We start from the raw sequence: 17387 nt of genomic DNA on the forward strand, positions 1-17387 counted from the left end.
ATCACTATCAATGCAATTTACTTTTCTTTGCAACCGTTGACCGCGCATGACATTAGGGGTTTCCTCCATGTTTGTTCCATTTTTGATTATGTTACGTGAAGGCCTCGAAGCGGCGCTGATCGTCAGCCTGATTGCCAGTTATCTCAAACGTACCCAGCGTGGGCGCTGGATAAGCGTGATGTGGATTGGTGTTTTTCTTGCCGCTGCGCTCTGTCTTGGGCTTGGCATTGCGATTAACGAAACCACCGGCGAGTTCCCGCAAAAAGAGCAGGAGTTGTTTGAAGGCATTGTCGCGGTGATCGCTGTGGTGATCCTCACCTGGATGGTGTTCTGGATGCGCAAAGTGTCGCGCAACGTCAAAGTGCAACTGGAGCAGGCGGTCGACAGCGCGCTTGCGCGCAGTCATAACCACGGTTGGGCGCTGATCCTGATGGTCTTTTTCGCCGTGGCGCGCGAAGGGCTGGAATCGGTGTTCTTTCTGCTGGCGGCGTTCCAGCAGGATGTCGGCGTCTGGCCGCCGCTGGGCGCGGTGCTGGGGCTGGCCACGGCGGTGGTGCTCGGTTTTCTGCTTTACTGGGGCGGCGTGCGTCTGAACCTTGGCGCGTTTTTCAAATGGACCAGCCTGTTTATTCTGTTTGTCGCCGCCGGGCTTGCCGCAGGCGCAATCCGCGCGTTCCACGAAGCGGGATTATGGAACCACTTTCAGGATGTGGCCTTCGATTTCAGTAATGTGCTCACCACGCATTCCCTCACCGGTACGCTGCTGGAAGGGATTTTTGGTTATCAGGAAACGCCAAGCGTCAGCGAAGTGGTGGTTTACTTTATCTATCTGATCCCGGCGCTGGTGATGTTTGTTTTACCGCCTCGCGCGGGGGCGCAGCCTTCACGGGCGGCACCATAATCGCTTTGTAGTTACAACATACTAATTAAGGGAAAGGGCATGGCTATTCATTTTCGTCGTAGTGCGTTACAGGCCGGGATGGCGGCATTTATCTCCAGCGCTTTCGCGGTGCATGCTGCAGATATTCCGCAGGTGAAAGTCACGGTTACGGACAAGCAGTGTGAGCCGATGAACCTGACGGTTAACGCGGGTAAAACGCAGTTTATTATTCTCAACCACAGCCAGAAAGCGCTCGAGTGGGAGATCCTCAAAGGCGTGATGGTGGTTGAAGAGCGTGAAAATATCGCGCCAGGTTTCAGCCAGAAGCTGACAGCCAACTTACAGCCAGGCGAGTATGAGATGACCTGCGGTTTGTTAACCAACCCGAAAGGTAAGCTGGTGGTGAAAGGCGCGGCGACGGCCGATGCGGCAAAAGGTGACGCGCTGCTGAGCCTGGGCGGAGCCATTACCGAGTATAAAGCGTATGTGGTTGCCGAAACGGCACAGCTGGTTTCCGGCACCAAAGCATTCACCGAGGCGGTAAAAGCGGGCGATATTGAAAAAGCGAAAGCGCTGTACGCGCCGACGCGCCAGCACTACGAGCGTATTGAACCGATTGCGGAGCTTTTCTCCGATCTCGATGGCAGCATTGATGCCCGCGAAGATGATTACGAGCATAAAGCCGCCGATCCGAAATTCACCGGTTTCCATCGTCTGGAAAAAGCGCTGTTTGGCGATAACAGCACGAAGGACATGGGCAAATATGCCGATCAGCTCTACTCCGATGTGTCTGATCTGCAAACACGTATTAATGAGCTGGCGTTCCCGCCATCCAAAGTGGTCGGCGGCGCAGCCGGGCTGATTGAAGAAGTGGCCGCGAGCAAAATCAGCGGTGAAGAAGATCGCTACAGCCACACTGACCTGTGGGATTTCCAGGCCAACGTCGATGGCGCCCAGAAAATCGTTGATTTGCTGCGTCCGCAACTGCAGAAAGATAACGCCGAACTGCTGGCGAAAGTCGATGCCAACTTTAAGAAAGTGGATACCATCCTTGCGAAATACCGCACTAAAGACGGGTATGAAACCTACGATAAGTTGACCGACGCCGACCGCAATGCGCTGAAAGGGCCGATCACCACACTGGCGGAAGATTTGGCGCAGTTGCGCGGCGTGCTGGGGCTGGACTAATACCATGAAGCAAGATGATAACAACGACGTCAGCGAACCTTCCCGGCGCCGTTTATTGAAAAGTATGGGCGCGCTGGGCGGCGCGCTTGCCCTGGCTGGCGGGTGCCCGGTCGCCCATGCGGCAAAACCGCAAAGCGCGCCGGGGACGCTTTCACCGGATGCGCGTATGGAAAAACAGCCTTTTTTAGGTGCGCATCAGGCCGGAATTTTGACGCCACAGCAGGCGTCAATGATGCTGGTGGCGTTTGACGTGCTGGCTGCGGATAAAGCCGATCTCGAACGCCTGTTCCGTTTATTGACGCAGCGCATCTCGTTTCTGACCTCCGGCGGCCCGGCTCCGGAGACAACGAACCCGCGCTTACCGCCGATGGACTCCGGTATTCTTGGGGCGTATATCGCGCCGGATAACCTGACGATGACGGTTTCCGTGGGCGAATCGCTGTTTGACAACCGTTTTGGTTTGCGCGCGCAGATGCCGAAAAAGCTGCAAAAGATGACGCGTTTCCCTAACGATTCGCTTGATGCGGCACTGTGTCACGGCGATTTGCTGCTCCAGATTTGCGCCAACACGCAGGACACGGTGATCCACGCACTGCGTGACATCATTAAGCACACGCCGGATTTACTCAGCGTGCGCTGGAAGCGGGAAGGGTTTATCTCTGATCATGCGGCGCGCAGCAAAGGCAAAGAGACGCCGGTTAACCTGCTCGGATTTAAAGATGGCACCGCCAACCCGGACAGCAGCGATACTGCGCTGATGAACGACGTGGTGTGGGTGACGAAAGAGCAGGGCGAACCGGCGTGGGCGGTGGGCGGCAGTTATCAGGCGGTGCGTATTATTCAGTTCCATGTGGAGTTTTGGGATCGTACGCCGCTGAAAGAGCAGCAGACCATTTTCGGGCGCGATAAGCATTCCGGCGCACCGCTGGGCATGAAACATGAGCATGACGTACCGGATTACGCCAGCGATCCAGACGGTGATGTTATTGCCCTCGATAGCCATATTCGCCTGGCGAACCCGCGGACGAAAGAGACGCAATCCAGCCTGATGATGCGGCGCGGTTATAGTTACTCGCTCGGCGTGACCAACTCCGGCCAGCTGGATATGGGGCTGTTGTTCGTTTGTTATCAGCATGATCTGGAAAAAGGCTTTCTGACGGTACAAAAGCGTCTGAACGGCGAGGCGCTGGAAGAGTACATTCGTCCGATTGGCGGCGGTTACTTCTTTGCGTTACCCGGCGTGCAAGAGGCAAACCGCTATCTGGCGCAATCTCTGCTCGAAGCGTGAAGATCCTATCCTGCCCGCCACCGGGCAGGATATTCTGTCATCTGTTGCATCCTGACATACTTTTTCTGCCATCCAGCTATCATTTTTTCGTATGAGAAAGTATCTGTTATTTTTCTGTAATATTCATAGCCGAGACTCTGTTCAACGACGCAGAAGTCATGCACGTTATGGTTTGGTAAAAATAATGTTGCAATGATGCTAATCTTTGATGTAATTAATGAGAGCGTTATCCCCTGCGGTGATGAAGTTTTTCTGGAGATCGCGGATGGTAAAGTCCAGTAGCGGACAGACAAAAAGACCACGCAAAACCCGGCACGGAGGTGCGACCTCCGGCAGCGACTTCTTCACCCCTGAATTTTCCTCCTTCTTTTTCATTCCTGATGTTGACGATGTGGCAGCCGATGCTGTTCGTCGCGTTGGCACGTCATTTTCAAAGGCAAGTCATGGCTTACAAGGAAGCCAACCCTCAGACGTTTGTGCGCATAATCGCGTCGATAGCGACGCGTGTGATGTAAACCAACAACTCAAGGTGCTATCCATGGGAAGACAAAAAGCAGTGATCAAAGCTCGTCGTGAAGCGAAACGCGTGCTGAGACGTGATTCACGCAGCCATAAACAACGTGAAGAAGAGTCGGTCACCTCGCTTGTGCAGATGAGCGGCGTAGAAGCAATTGGCATGGCGCGGGACAGCCGTGATACTTCCCCAATTGCCGCGCGCAATGAAGCTCAGGCGCACTACCTGAATGCTATCGAGAGTAAACAACTGATCTTTGCAACCGGTGAAGCCGGCTGCGGGAAAACGTGGATCAGCGCGGCGAAAGCGGCGGAAGCCCTGATCCATAAGGACGTGGACAGGATTATTGTAACCCGACCGGTTCTGCAGGCCGACGAAGATCTCGGCTTCTTACCCGGTGATATTTCGGAGAAGTTCGCTCCCTATTTCCGGCCCGTTTACGACGTGCTGCTGAAACGCCTGGGCGCGTCCTTTATGCAATACTGCCTGCGACCAGAGATCGGTAAGGTGGAAATCGCGCCGTTCGCCTATATGCGCGGACGTACCTTTGAAAATGCGGTGGTCATTCTCGACGAGGCTCAGAATGTCACGGCTGCGCAAATGAAAATGTTTTTAACGCGCCTCGGGGAGAACGTGACCGTTATTGTCAACGGTGATATTACCCAGTGTGACCTGCCATCCGGTGTGAAATCGGGCTTGAGCGACGCGCTGGCACGTTTTGAGGAAGACGAGATGATTGGCGTTGTACGCTTTAATAAAGACGACTGCGTACGCTCCGCGCTCTGCCAGCGCACCCTGAAAGCCTACGACTGACGGCGTTCATCGTTAGCGATAAAACCCGGGAAACCGGGTTTTATTTTTTACGGGGTGCAAACAGGTCGCGCGCGCTAACCCCTTCACCGATCTTCATCTCCTTGTGAGAGGCGAAAAGGCCGCCTTTCCAGGCAAGATCCTCTTTGAAAGGTGAGGGCCGCTAACGGAATAAAACTATTGCGGCTCAATAAGGGCATGTAAATAACCGTGCCTGTGTCGCGTGTGCTGATGAGCGTCGCGCCGATGGTATGAGCCTGCTTTCCCGGTAAATGATTACGCGTTTGCAATGTGCAGTTTAAAAGAACCTGACTGATGCTTTTGCACACGGTAATTATGTGTTTCAGCGCTTTTCGCGCCGCCAGAACCTTCTGACCCGATCAGACTCGCTTCGCCTGCCGCTGCGTCTATGCCACCGTCGCTGATTGATGCCCGACATTTTCCGGCGCCAATCTTTAGCAAAGAGGTCTTCCTGTTGCCGGAGCCCCGAACAGAGGGGGATATCTGGCGCGTCATCACGCTTTTCGCAATATTCAGCCTGCCTGACCAGGAATGCTTTTCCCGTTATCTCCATCGCCGATCCCTGCCAGATTTACGCTCTGTCGATGAATTCATATTGATATCAGCGCGTTACATTTTCTTACGCATAGCCGCTTTGATGAAATAATAACGCAACTGAATTAATGAAAAGTGAATGGTGCGCGTTACCGCTTTTGCCGTGAGGCTGGCTTGCTGTTTCTTTGCGCAGGCACGTTTTCAACCACGGTTAGTCATGCACCGGGGTATCCGGGGCGATTGGGTTCTGTATCCGTAAACGCTGGAACATCATGACCTGCAAGAAAAGCTGATGCTGCTTATAACAAAGCGCTTACATCCAGATGCGAAATAGTAACTTTTGGTTATATTTGCGCAGGTAAATTGAGGTTGGCACCTTTTTTTAAGGGATGGTTATGACGATGTTCATATCGACACTCTGCATGTCCGGAAGTTTTTTTACGGGTGCCTCTGCGCCCATTTGCCTCAGTGCCCTTTCATCACTGTTAACCGAACGAATGGCGTTAATGAGGGACGTTGCCGCCTACAAGGCGAAGCATCATTTACCGGTGGAGGATATCGTTCGGGAACAAAACGTATTGTTACAGGCGCGGAGCAATGCGCATGAGGCCGGGCTGGAACCGCAGTCAGTGGAGCCGTTTATCAGTGCGCTGATGAATGCGGGAAAAGCGATACAGTATCGCTATCTGGCAGACTGGTTACCCCGACCAGAATCATTTGTCACCCACCGGGATCTTGCCGGGATCAGACAGCGTATAAATGAACTGGATAAGCATCTGCTATTGACCATAAGTCAGCGGCTGCGGGCAGGAACGCTTTCCTATACTGACCGGGCTGTGTTGGCCGAGAAAACGGTGGCTCCCAATCTTACTGAAGCGGAGAAGGATAATTTACTCGATACCATGCGCTTTATTCAGCATGCCCCGCAGGCACCCGATACAGGGAAAGTCTGACAGGCAACGTCATGAGCTTATGCAGCCCAACTATGTACCGCACCTGTTGCTCAGTGCCGGTAAAAAATCGATATCATCGACACACCAGTTATTAATGAGGTTATACCGATCGCGGTGATTGGATAGTGTTATTGTATTCAGGTTTAATTTTATAAGGATAAGATTATCTAATGAAAATTAGAGTATCACCGTTTGCGTTCCTGGCTGTGATTATTCCTTTATTGCAATGCTGTTTAGTTTTTATGCCTCTGGATAACAACATTCATTATATCAAGTGACAGTAATGGCATTAATGACTTTTTACGGAGTGAACATGGTATATGACGCGCGTAATTTTATTAACTCAATCGTTAAAAATTTTAAAGAATCCATTGGATTGATTAACGTGTTGTTACTGGAACCTGATGAGCCTGACGCTTTGCGCTTATTGTACTGTAAACTGGATGTTATCAAGGCCAGTATTGAACAGGATGTCCGCATGTTAACCAAAGCCCGTCTGGACAGTAACGCCACGCTTTGTCTTTACCAGGTACACAATGCGCTAAACGCCCTGAACTATTGCCTTGGGAGGGTAAAAAATACGCCTTTAAGCCAGCAATGTTATTACGATTTTGAAGATCTGAAGCGTGTTGTGAACACCCTTGATGCAACATCCGGACGTGTTTTTACAACGCGGGATGGTAATGAGTAAGCATAAAGCGATATTTGTTTTTCATGAAAGTAACAGGAAGCTAATATGAAAAGCCAATGCGGTTTGCTACATTTCTCTCGCGTTAAGTTTCATGAGTTGATGCTAATGAATCATCATGGAAATAAAGAGGGGAAATATTCTAACGCCTTTTTTCTGCCAAACTTAAACGTCACTTCAACTAAAGACGAATTCGTCCGCTGTTTATATCGCCGCACCTCTACAATACTTCAATAATTTTAATGTCGGGATACTTATGCTTTTTCTGCACCGGAATGTGAAAGGAATAATTGCCAGCCTCATTGCTGTCCCGCTGGCAGGATCCTGCGCGGCGCTATCGGCGAATAATGCTGATGTGCCAGAACCTGTGCTGCCCGCGCATATCTGCGCAAGGCTGGCTTCTTCATCAGGAGACGATACCCGACGACTTCAGTCAGCGATTGATAACTGCCCCAGGGGTGAGGCGTTACAGCTCCTGGCGGGGCGTTTCACCAGTGGACCGCTGACAATCAAATCTGGCGTCACACTCTGGATCTCGCAGGGGGCAATGCTGGTCGCCGACAGTGATCCGCGAGTTTATGACAAAAATGGCCATTGCGGCACGGTCGATCATAAAGGGAATGGCTGTCGGCCCTTTATTCTTTTTAAAAGTACCGACGGTGGAGGCATTATCGGGAAGGGCGTTATTGATGGGCAGGGCGGCAAGCCGATAATAGGGCATGACGAATCATGGTGGCAGCTGGCTCGCCGCGCGCAGGCTGAAGGCGGAGCCCAGAATGTTCCTCGGCTGATTGAAATAGATGATGCCTCGCATATTATTTTCCACGACATCACCCTGCGAAATTCGCCGGGATTCCATGTCACCCTGAAAAACGTCCGGGATGCGACGTTCTGGGGCGTGCGTATTGATACCCCCGCGAATGCCCGTAACACCGACGGAATAGATCCCATTTCGTCGCAGAATATCCTCATCGCCCACAGCTTCATCAGAACCGGTGACGATAATGTGGCGATTAAAGCGGGCGCGGCTGGCGCCACGCGCCATGTGGTTTTAGTCGATAACCATTTTTACTGGGGACACGGGATGTCCATTGGTAGCGAGACGGCAGGCGGTGTCAGTGACATTCGGGTTCGTGATTTGACGCTTGATGGCACAACCTCCGGGCTTCGTATCAAAAGTGACATCAGCCGGGGCGGCATTGTCAGCGATGTCCATTACGAAAATATTTGTATGCGCGGAAACCGTCGGCCGCTCGATTTTGATACGCGATATGATGCGCACGCGATCGGTAATAACATTCCCGTTTATCGCGACATCTTCCTGAATCATGTTTCCGGCGAAATCGGCCAGTTGGTACTACGCGGTTATGACGCCGTTCATCCTCTGCAATTGGCCCTGAACGGCGTGTCTTTCAACAACACTGCCCGCTGGCTTATTGAATCGGCGAAGATCGTCATTGGCCCCGACGGTGTCACACCTGCGCCGCCGCGAGAAGTCGCGTTACCACCCTCGCTTGTCTCGACAGATTGCGCAAAAAACTGGCTCCCCTTCCCGGTGACGGACACGCCAGGGGTCTAAAAATGTATGCGATTGAAGTCTGCCTGTGTGATTACGCGGGGAGTTGATGAATAGCGTCGCTGCGGACGACAATCGGCAGGCTTGCGTCTTTTCGCATAAATTCATCACAGCGCTATTGTGGTCATAGCACGGTGAGGTGCATCAGCGCGGCGTCATTTACGGATGGCATTGCCTGTTGAGGCTGAGAAGAGGGGGGAATTTTTACGGAAAATAAGGATTGCGGCCCCGGCAAAGATCGAAAGATGAGGGCGGCGTTGGTAAATCACTCCCGTTACTCTCCTTCATGCCAGACAGAAAACAATTATGCCGTGCAGGTTTTAGTACGGCTTTTTATATGCAACGTCAAACCGCATGCGCCGGGCAGCCTGCCCGTAATAACGATGGCCTGTTGTTATCAGGCCGGCGATTTCATCCCAAACTCATGTGCGAAACCCCAACGTACTATGTTGATTGCTGGGTTGATTGCTGGCGTAATTGCCGCGCCTGAGGGCAGCCAATACTACGACGCCATGCGCCGGGTGCCTGGCCATACTGGCGCTTGAAACTGCGGTTGAAGGACTGCTGGGAGTCAAAGCCTAACGCAATCGCCACGTTCAGAATCGGCTCGTCGCTGTGGGTTAAGCGCTCAATCGATTTTTGCAGTTTTTGCGCGCGGATATACTCGGCAAGACGATAACCCGTATGCTCTTTGAAGAGGCGCTGGAGGTGCCATTTCGAATAGCCGGCTCGCCTGGAGACAGTTTCAATGTCCAGACGACTTTCCAGGTTGTTGTCGATCCAGTCGAGTAAATCGTGAATAAATGCGCCAGTGTTCATCTTGTTATCCTCACGCCGCTTATTTAAAAGCATCTTTGTCTGTTGCATTTAAAAGTGGCCTGTTTTCGCATTAATTGCAAGTTTTATTGTTGCATTTAAATCCTTGCCAGAAACGCGACTTTTCCCCCTGACTCAAACAGCACATAAAGTGTATCAATTATTCTTGCACTAAATTTAGCGCCTCCCTACAATCCCCGCGATAGTGTATTGGCAACTGTTACAGTTTTGTGGCGATGAACGGCACAAATGGCCTGAAGCCAGCCCGGACAAAGGAAGTGGCGTAGCGTCTCCCGCTGCGTCTTGCCCGGCGGCTACAATTAGCGGAATAAAAATAATGAGCCTGCAGAAACCTTGGGTTAACTTTCATCTGAATGCACTGGGAGCGATGTTGCTCTCCGTCGTGCTCGTCGGATGCGATAACGGTGTCGCGCAAAATGCCGTGCCACAAGCTCCCGCCGTCAGCGCCGCTGACGTGGTAGTGAAATCTATTAGCCAGTGGGATAGTTTTAATGGTCGGATTGAAGCGGTGGAGAGTGTTCAACTGCGCCCCCGCGTCTCCGGCTACATTGATAAAGTGAATTACACCGACGGCCAGGAAGTGAAAAAGGGCCAGGTGCTGTTCACCATTGATGACAGAACCTATCGCGCCGCGCTGGAACAGGCGCAGGCGACGCTGGCGAGAGCCAAAACGCAGGCCAGCCTGGCGCAAAGTGAGGCTAACCGTACCGATAAATTAATCAACACCCACCTGGTTTCCCGTGAAGAGTGGGAGCAGCGCCGTTCGGCCGCCGTTCAGGCGCAGGCCGACATTCGCGCCGCGCAGGCGGCTGTTGACGCCGCGCAACTTAACCTGGATTTCACCAAAGTGACCGCGCCTATCGATGGTCGCGCCAGCCGGGCATTGATCACCAGCGGTAATCTGGTCACTGCGGGTGACAGCGCCAGCGTACTCACCACGCTGGTCTCACAGAAAACCGTTTACGTCTACTTTGACGTGGATGAGTCAACCTACCTCCACTATCAAAACCTCGCCCGCAGCGGGCAGGGGGCGTCCAGTAATCACCTGGCGCTGCCGGTAGAAATTGGCCTGGTCGGTGAGGATGGCTACCCGCATCAGGGCAAAGTGGATTTTCTGGATAATCAGTTAACGCCGAGTACCGGCACGATCCGCATGCGCGCGCTGTTGGATAACGCGCAGCGTCAGTTCACACCGGGGCTGTTTGCCCGCGTACGTCTGCCGGGCAGCGCTGAATTCAAAGCCACGCTTATTGACGACAAAGCGGTGCTGACCGATCAGGATCGCAAATATGTTTATATCGTTGATAAAGAGGGGAAAGCGCAGCGTCGTGATATCACGCCGGGGCGTCTTGCTGCCGGTTTACGCATCGTGCAGAAGGGGCTGAACCCTGGCGATAAAGTCATCGTCGATGGTTTACAAAAAGTGTTTATGCCGGGGATGCCGGTTAACGCGAAAACCGTGGCCATGAACGCCAGCCCCGCTCTCAACTGATCCCTTATCTGAGAATCCGACACATGGACTTTTCCCGCTTTTTTATCGACAGGCCGATTTTCGCCGCGGTGCTGTCGATTCTGATTTTTGTCACAGGATTGATCGCCATCCCGCTGTTGCCGGTGAGCGAATATCCTGACGTCGTTCCGCCAAGCGTGCAGGTGCGTGCGGAGTATCCAGGCGCCAACCCGAAAGTGATTGCCGAGACGGTGGCGACGCCGCTGGAAGAAGCGATTAACGGCGTTGAAAACATGATGTACATGAAATCTGTCGCAGGCTCTGACGGCGTACTGGTGACCACCGTCACTTTCCGCCCGGGCACAGATCCCGATCAGGCGCAGGTTCAGGTACAAAACCGGGTATCGCAGGCAGAGGCGCGTCTGCCGGAAGATGTGCGGCGTCTGGGCATCACTACCCAGAAACAATCGCCGACGCTGACGCTGGTGGTGCATCTGTTTTCGCCCAACGGTAAATACGATTCACTCTATATGCGTAACTACGCGACGCTAAAAGTGAAGGATGAACTGGCGCGTCTGCCCGGTGTCGGCCAGATTCAGATTTTCGGCTCGGGCGAATACGCGATGCGCATCTGGCTGGATCCCAATAAGGTGGCGGCGCGCGGCTTAACTGCCTCGGATGTGGTGACGGCGATGCAGGAGCAAAACGTGCAGGTTTCCGCCGGGCAACTTGGCGCGGAGCCGCTGCCGAAAGAGAGCGATTTCCTGATCTCCATTAACGCCCAGGGGCGTCTGCACACGGAAGACGAGTTTGGCAATATTGTGCTGAAAACGGCGCAAGACGGTTCAGTCGTTCGCCTGCGCGATGTGGCGCGTATTGAAATGGGTTCAGGCAGCTATGCGCTGCGTTCTCAGCTTAATAATAAAGACGCGGTCGGGATTGGTATCTTCCAGTCTCCGGGGGCGAACGCCATCGATTTGTCTAACGCGGTGCGCGCCAAAATGAACGAACTGGCCACGCGTTTCCCGGAAGATATGAAATGGGCGGCACCTTACGATCCGACGGTTTTTGTTCGCGATTCCATTCGCGCGGTTGTGCAAACGCTGCTGGAAGCGGTGGTGCTGGTGGTGCTGGTGGTCATTCTGTTCCTGCAAACCTGGCGCGCGTCAATTATTCCGCTGATCGCGGTGCCGGTATCGGTCGTGGGGACGTTCAGCATTCTCTACCTGCTCGGTTTTTCGCTTAATACCCTGAGCTTGTTCGGGCTGGTACTGGCGATCGGTATCGTGGTGGATGACGCCATCGTGGTGGTGGAAAACGTCGAGCGAAATATCGAAGAGGGGCTGGCTCCGCTCGCGGCGGCACATCAGGCGATGCGTGAAGTGTCCGGGCCGATTATCGCGATTGCGCTGGTGCTGTGTGCGGTGTTCGTGCCGATGGCGTTTCTCTCCGGCGTAACGGGTCAGTTCTACAAACAGTTTGCCGTGACGATCGCGATTTCGACGGTGATCTCCGCCATCAACTCGCTGACGCTCTCTCCGGCGCTGGCTGCTTTGTTGTTAAAACCGCACGGCGCACCGAAAGATTTCCCGACCAGACTGATTGATCGGCTATTCGGTTGGCTGTTCCGTCCGTTTAACCGCTTTTTCCACCGTAGCTCGAATGGTTATCAGGGGCTGGTGGGCAAAACGCTCGGTCGACGTGGCGCAGTGTTTGCGGTTTATGTGCTGCTGCTCTGTGCCGCTGGCGTGATGTTTAAAGCCGTACCCGGTGGGTTTATTCCGACACAAGATAAGCTGTATTTGATTGGCGGCGTGAAAATGCCGGAAGGCTCTTCGCTGGCGCGCACCGATGCGGTGATCCGCAAAATGAGCGAAATCGGTATGAATACCGAAGGTGTGGATTACGCGGTCGCCTTTCCGGGGCTCAATGCGTTGCAGTTCACCAACACGCCGAATACCGGGACGGTCTTTTTTGGCCTGAAACCGTTCGACCAGCGTAAACATACCGCGGCGGAAATTAACGCTGAGATCAACGCAAAAATCGCGCAAATTCAGCAGGGCTTTGGTTTCTCCATTTTGCCGCCGCCGATTTTAGGGCTGGGTCAGGGCTCTGGCTATTCGCTGTACATTCAGGATCGCGCCGGTCTTGGCTATGGCGCGCTGCAAAGCGCGGTGAACACCATGTCTGGTGCGATTATGCAGACGCCGGGGATGCATTTCCCTATCTCTACCTACCAGGCTAACGTTCCGCAACTCGATGTGCAGGTTGATCGTGATAAGGCAAAAGCACAGGGCGTGTCGCTGACCGATCTTTTCGGTACGCTGCAAACCTATCTGGGCTCGTCTTATGTGAACGATTTCAACCAGTTCGGCCGTACCTGGCGCGTGATGGCGCAGGCCGACGGGCCGTTTCGCGATAGCGTGGAAGATATTGCGAATTTACGCACCCGTAATAATCAGGGCGAAATGGTGCCGATTGGCAGTATGGTGAATATCAGCACCACTTACGGGCCAGATCCGGTGATTCGCTACAATGGTTATCCGGCGGCGGATCTCATTGGTGATGCCGATCCTCGCGTCCTCTCTTCCTCACAGGCGATGACGCAGCTGGACGGGATGTCTAAGCAGATACTGCCGAATGGGATGAATATTGAATGGACGGACCTGAGCTACCAGCAGGCCACTCAGGGGAATACGGCGCTGATCGTCTTTCCGGTCGCAGTTCTGCTGGCTTTCCTCGTGCTGGCCGCACTGTATGAAAGCTGGACGTTGCCGCTGGCGGTGATCCTAATCGTTCCGATGACCATGCTGTCCGCGCTGTTTGGCGTCTGGCTGACCGGTGGCGATAACAACGTGTTTGTGCAGGTCGGTCTGGTGGTACTGATGGGGCTGGCGTGTAAAAACGCCATTCTTATCGTGGAGTTTGCCCGCGAGCTGGAAATTCAGGGTAAAGGGATCATGGAAGCGGCGCTGGAGGCGTGCCGCCTGCGTTTACGCCCGATTGTGATGACCTCCATCGCCTTTATTGCCGGTACCATTCCGCTGATCCTCGGTCACGGCGCGGGCGCAGAAGTGCGCGGCGTCACCGGGATCACGGTGTTCTCCGGTATGCTGGGTGTGACGCTGTTTGGTCTGTTTTTGACCCCAGTGTTTTACGTTACGCTGCGTAAATTCGTGACGCGCGGCAAACCGGTAAATGATGTTTTGCCTGCGTAATTTGTTGCAGATACAAAAAAACCGCCTTCACGATGAAGGCGGTTTTTTTTGCAATCCGTAAACAACTAAGACGTTTTTTTATACTGGGCAATCAGGTCAGGCACCGGATCCCATCCGCTGGTATCGGCTTTTTTGACCTTTTCCAGCGCGCTTGCCACAGTATGGCGCGCTAATACCTGTAACGACGCCTGCTCCGCTTCTTCGGCGATAGACTTGAAATACCAGCATGCGTTGGCGCTGACCACGCAACGTGCCGGTACGTCAGGACGCGACGCCCACAGTTTTTTATCTTCGATGACGGAAAGGTAGATATCGCGCAGGGTGATCTCTTCCGCCGGGCGGCCGAGGTGAATAGACCCGTTGCGGCCAAGCGTTGAGACGATAATGCCGTCACGCGTGAGCGGCACCATTAATTTGCGGATAAAGCTCGGATTTGCTTCCAGACCGTAGGCCAGAATCGCACTCGTCGAACGTTCACCCACTTGCTCCGCCATCGCTACGCTGAGAACCATCTGCAAAGCTGTCGGGAAGCGGTAATCTAACATTTTATAGTCCTGGGTTGCGGTGAATCTTATTCTTTTTGGCACCGCAGAGGTGAATAAGTAATGAGCAACACTATAACAAATACGGGAATTTTTTTGAAGCAGTCAACGTTTGACCTGGCCTGTAAAAAAGAGTTTCCGCTGCGAGTCGGATGGAGGAAAAATATTCATCCACGCACGGATTATTGAATTCGAATTCATTGTCCTGATACGTTGCGCCGCGTTACCAGCCGATGAATGACCCGGTACGCATCATGACAACGCATAAAAATACGACGAATAAACGCTAACGCATTATCCAGACACCTCAGGCGTGTTACCGGGTTATCCCGCCGGTAGGCGATCATGCATCACTGTTTATTACGCCTGTTTCTGCCTCGAAGGGGATGGCCCCGGGGGAATGACATTCTGCTATGTGCGAGAAGTGGACAATCTGATCTATGAAAAGAAAGGCTTGCGATACCCATGGCCTTCTGCACGATCATCGGCGTGATGAGGAAGGGAGTACAGGTGCGCAGGTCATCCGTAAAGCATCCGCTCCTGAAGAGGTTGCAGGATGTTCGGCTGACGGCGGGCATAACCAGGTCCGTGAACTATTTTTACATCAGGGTCAGCAGCCGGGTAGGGGAATAAGCGATTCCCGTACCTTCAATGGCGGCATGACCCTGATCCCAAATTGGCTCACGTCATAGTGGAGATGAAATGATAACGGACATTAATTCCTGTCATCAGTCAGGAGTGTCAGTTGGCTGATGCGGTTGGTCTGATGGTTATTTCTGTTGTATCAACGCTCTCAGGAGCCTCAATGACCTGCCGCACGGCACGGGCGATATCAGCAGGTTTAAGTGCCACAGCACGGTACACATCCATCGCCGCTCTGGTTTCCGGATGCGTAATGGTTGAGGCAAGCTCACTTTCCACTACGCCGGGATTGACACAGGTCACGCGAATATTTGGGCTTTCCTGACGCAAACCATCCGAAATCGCGCGTACCGCAAATTTCGAGGCGCAATAGACGGCAGCAGTTGGCACGACAGCAAGGGCGCCGATAGAGCCAATATTGATGATCTGACCGGAGCCCTGGGCTTCCATCACGGGAAGAACCGCGCCAATGCCCCAGAGCACTCCCTTGATATTGACGTCAATGATACGCTCCCACTCATCCTGTTTGCCTGCGGCAAGCGGCGAGAGCGGCATGATGCCCGCATTGTTGATCAAAACATCGACGCGGCCCCATTTATCCAGCGCGGTCTGCACGAAGCTGGCCATCGACTGGCGGCTGGTGACATCAAGCTCACGCGCTTCGGCGATACCGCCCGCGCTGCGTATTTCTGCGGCAATGGCTTCGATACGTTCCACTCTGCGAGCCCCTAATAGCACCTTCGCGCCTGCGTTTCCAAGCTCTCTGGCCATACCTTCGCCAATACCACTTGATGCGCCGGTAATTAATATCACTTTATTCATAGCATGCTCCTTCAGTTGAGTTCGAAACGATCATAGAACTTAACGATTGGTTTCAGTATCCTGCTTTTCCTTGACTCACTGGTTAGCACCGTTAAACAATGAAAATTGATCTCAACCTCTTACCGGTTTTTATCGCGGTGGCAGAAGAGCGTAATTTCAGCGCTGCTGCTGCGCGCCTGGGTGTCACCCGATCGGCGATCAGCCAGGGAATAAGACGGCTTGAAGATGCATTCGGCACAATGCTGGTAATGCGTACGACTCGCTCAGTAACTCTGACGGAAGCGGGGGAGCGGCTGCGGCAATCCCTGTCATTGCCGTTATCCAGTATTGAAACGGCGTTTGAAGAGATAGCGTCGGACAATATGCCGCGAGGATGCCTTCGGATTGCAGTGACCTCGATAGCCGAAGCGTTTCTTTCCGGTCCGCTGCTCGCCTCGTTTGCGGCGGCCAACCCTGCCGTGACGGTTGATGTTGTCGTGACGGATGAGGAGTTTGATATTGTGGCTGCGGGTTATGATGCTGGCGTCAGGCTTGGCGAAGTGATCGAAAAAGATATGATCGCCGTCCCGCTTACTGAAAAGCAACGTGAAATGGCAGTTGCCTCGCCCGCGTATCTCAAGGTGAACAACGCCCCCACACATCCGCGTGAATTGATCCATCATCGGTGTATCGGCTGGCGTCCTGCCAAAGATGTCGTCCCTTATCGCTGGGAATTTGAGGAAGCGGGAGAGCCTTTCAGCCTGGCGATTGAACCGCAGATCACCACGAATGACCTGCGCCTGATGTTGCGGCTCGCGCTGGCTGGTGGCGGCATCACGTTTGCCACGGAAGATACGTTCAGGCCGTTTGTTGAAACCGGGCAGCTTGTCTCATTGCTGGATGATTTTCTTCCCTATTTTCCGGGTTTCTACCTCTATTTTCCGCAACGCCGCAATATGGCACCTAAGCTACGCGCCCTGGTCGACCATGTCAGGCAATGGCGGCAGCAGCATATTTAACGCCAGCGTTTGTTTCGGTCCGCACGCTGATGTTGCCCTTTTGTCATGCGCTATGTCTGTTTATGACGCTCAGCATAGGGCGGTGAGAGGGGAGTGATTCGCTGCGCTCACCGTTACTCGGCCCTTCCCTGGGCCTCGCCCCTTCGGGGTCAACGCAAGCGTTGTTCAAAAATGTTCCCGGCGTTTTTATGTGGGCAGCCCACTCACTGCGTTCATGGTCTGTCCAACTGGCTGCGCCAGTTGTCGAACCCCGGTCGGGGCTTCTCATCCCCCCTGCGGGATGCAATATGCGAAAAAAAAGCCCGCATTTGCATGCGGGCTCTTTTTTGAATGATGGCGGTGAGGGGGGGATTGATTCGCTTCGCTCACCCTACGGGCAGATTCCTCGCGGGCTCGTCATCTGTCCAACTGGCTGCGCCAGTTCTC

13 protein-coding genes are annotated in these 17387 nt (G+C 53.5%); 10 read left to right on the top strand and 3 right to left on the bottom strand.

Annotated elements, in window-relative coordinates; translation table 11 throughout:
- The first annotated feature begins 67 nt into the window (after nt 1-67).
- The 7 genes from efeU (at nt 68) to BN2591_RS13120 (ending at nt 8455) form a co-directional block, all read left to right on the top strand.
- Nucleotides 68-901 carry an iron uptake transporter permease EfeU gene (efeU, locus tag BN2591_RS13085; RefSeq protein ID WP_086872084.1) on the top strand — a complete coding sequence of 278 codons (834 nt, stop codon included), beginning with the start codon at nt 68-70 and terminating at the stop codon, nt 899-901.
- 39 nt (nt 902-940) lie between these two features.
- A complete protein-coding gene (gene efeO / locus BN2591_RS13090) occupies nt 941-2068 on the top strand; it encodes an iron uptake system protein EfeO (protein ID WP_086872086.1) in 1128 nt (375 codons plus the stop codon).
- A gap of 4 nt (nt 2069-2072) precedes the next feature.
- Nucleotides 2073-3356, top strand: coding sequence for an iron uptake transporter deferrochelatase/peroxidase subunit (gene efeB / locus BN2591_RS13095; RefSeq protein WP_086872088.1), 1284 nt, complete (start codon nt 2073-2075; stop codon nt 3354-3356).
- A gap of 538 nt (nt 3357-3894) precedes the next feature.
- On the top strand, nt 3895-4683 hold the full coding sequence (phoH, locus tag BN2591_RS13100) for a phosphate starvation-inducible protein PhoH (protein WP_017456289.1): 789 nt from the start codon (nt 3895-3897) through the stop codon (nt 4681-4683).
- Nucleotides 4684-5624: 941 nt separating this feature from the next.
- Nucleotides 5625-6188 carry a chorismate mutase gene (locus BN2591_RS13110; protein ID WP_086872095.1) on the top strand — a complete coding sequence of 188 codons (564 nt, stop codon included), beginning with the start codon at nt 5625-5627 and terminating at the stop codon, nt 6186-6188.
- 283 nt (nt 6189-6471) lie between these two features.
- Nucleotides 6472-6879: a hypothetical protein gene (locus tag BN2591_RS13115; RefSeq protein ID WP_244173006.1), complete on the top strand. Its 408-nt coding sequence runs from the start codon at nt 6472-6474 to the stop codon at nt 6877-6879.
- Between the two features lie 274 nt (nt 6880-7153).
- Nucleotides 7154-8455 carry a glycoside hydrolase family 28 protein gene (locus tag BN2591_RS13120; RefSeq protein WP_244173007.1) on the top strand — a complete coding sequence of 434 codons (1302 nt, stop codon included), beginning with the start codon at nt 7154-7156 and terminating at the stop codon, nt 8453-8455.
- Nucleotides 8456-8896: 441 nt separating this feature from the next.
- Here the strand turns inward: BN2591_RS13120 and BN2591_RS13125 are convergent, their stop codons facing one another.
- Nucleotides 8897-9271 (bottom strand): helix-turn-helix domain-containing protein, encoded by a 375-nt coding sequence (locus BN2591_RS13125; RefSeq protein ID WP_086872102.1) that lies wholly within the window; start codon nt 9269-9271, stop codon nt 8897-8899.
- 334 nt (nt 9272-9605) lie between these two features.
- Between BN2591_RS13125 and oqxA the strand changes: the two genes are divergently transcribed.
- Both oqxA and oqxB read left to right on the top strand, forming a co-directional pair.
- Nucleotides 9606-10781: a multidrug efflux RND transporter periplasmic adaptor subunit OqxA gene (gene oqxA, locus BN2591_RS13130; protein ID WP_065368817.1), complete on the top strand. Its 1176-nt coding sequence runs from the start codon at nt 9606-9608 to the stop codon at nt 10779-10781.
- 23 nt (nt 10782-10804) lie between these two features.
- Nucleotides 10805-13957: a multidrug efflux RND transporter permease subunit OqxB gene (gene oqxB / locus BN2591_RS13135; RefSeq protein WP_086872104.1), complete on the top strand. Its 3153-nt coding sequence runs from the start codon at nt 10805-10807 to the stop codon at nt 13955-13957.
- Nucleotides 13958-14022: 65 nt separating this feature from the next.
- Here the strand turns inward: oqxB and oqxR are convergent, their stop codons facing one another.
- Both oqxR and BN2591_RS13145 read right to left on the bottom strand, forming a co-directional pair.
- Nucleotides 14023-14502, bottom strand: coding sequence for an efflux pump transcriptional repressor OqxR (gene oqxR, locus BN2591_RS13140; protein ID WP_086872106.1), 480 nt, complete (start codon nt 14500-14502; stop codon nt 14023-14025).
- Nucleotides 14503-15240: 738 nt separating this feature from the next.
- The gene (locus tag BN2591_RS13145) at nt 15241-15963 is read right to left on the bottom strand and encodes an SDR family oxidoreductase (RefSeq protein ID WP_086872108.1); all 723 of its coding nucleotides are present in this window, start codon (nt 15961-15963) and stop codon (nt 15241-15243) included.
- 98 nt (nt 15964-16061) lie between these two features.
- On the opposite strand from BN2591_RS13145, the gene BN2591_RS13150 reads away from it, so the two are divergent.
- Nucleotides 16062-16961: a LysR family transcriptional regulator gene (locus BN2591_RS13150; RefSeq protein WP_086872110.1), complete on the top strand. Its 900-nt coding sequence runs from the start codon at nt 16062-16064 to the stop codon at nt 16959-16961.
- Nucleotides 16962-17387: the final 426 nt, after the last annotated feature.

This window comes from Kosakonia pseudosacchari, from assembly GCF_900184035.1.
Lineage (GTDB): Bacteria > Pseudomonadota > Gammaproteobacteria > Enterobacterales > Enterobacteriaceae > Kosakonia > Kosakonia pseudosacchari.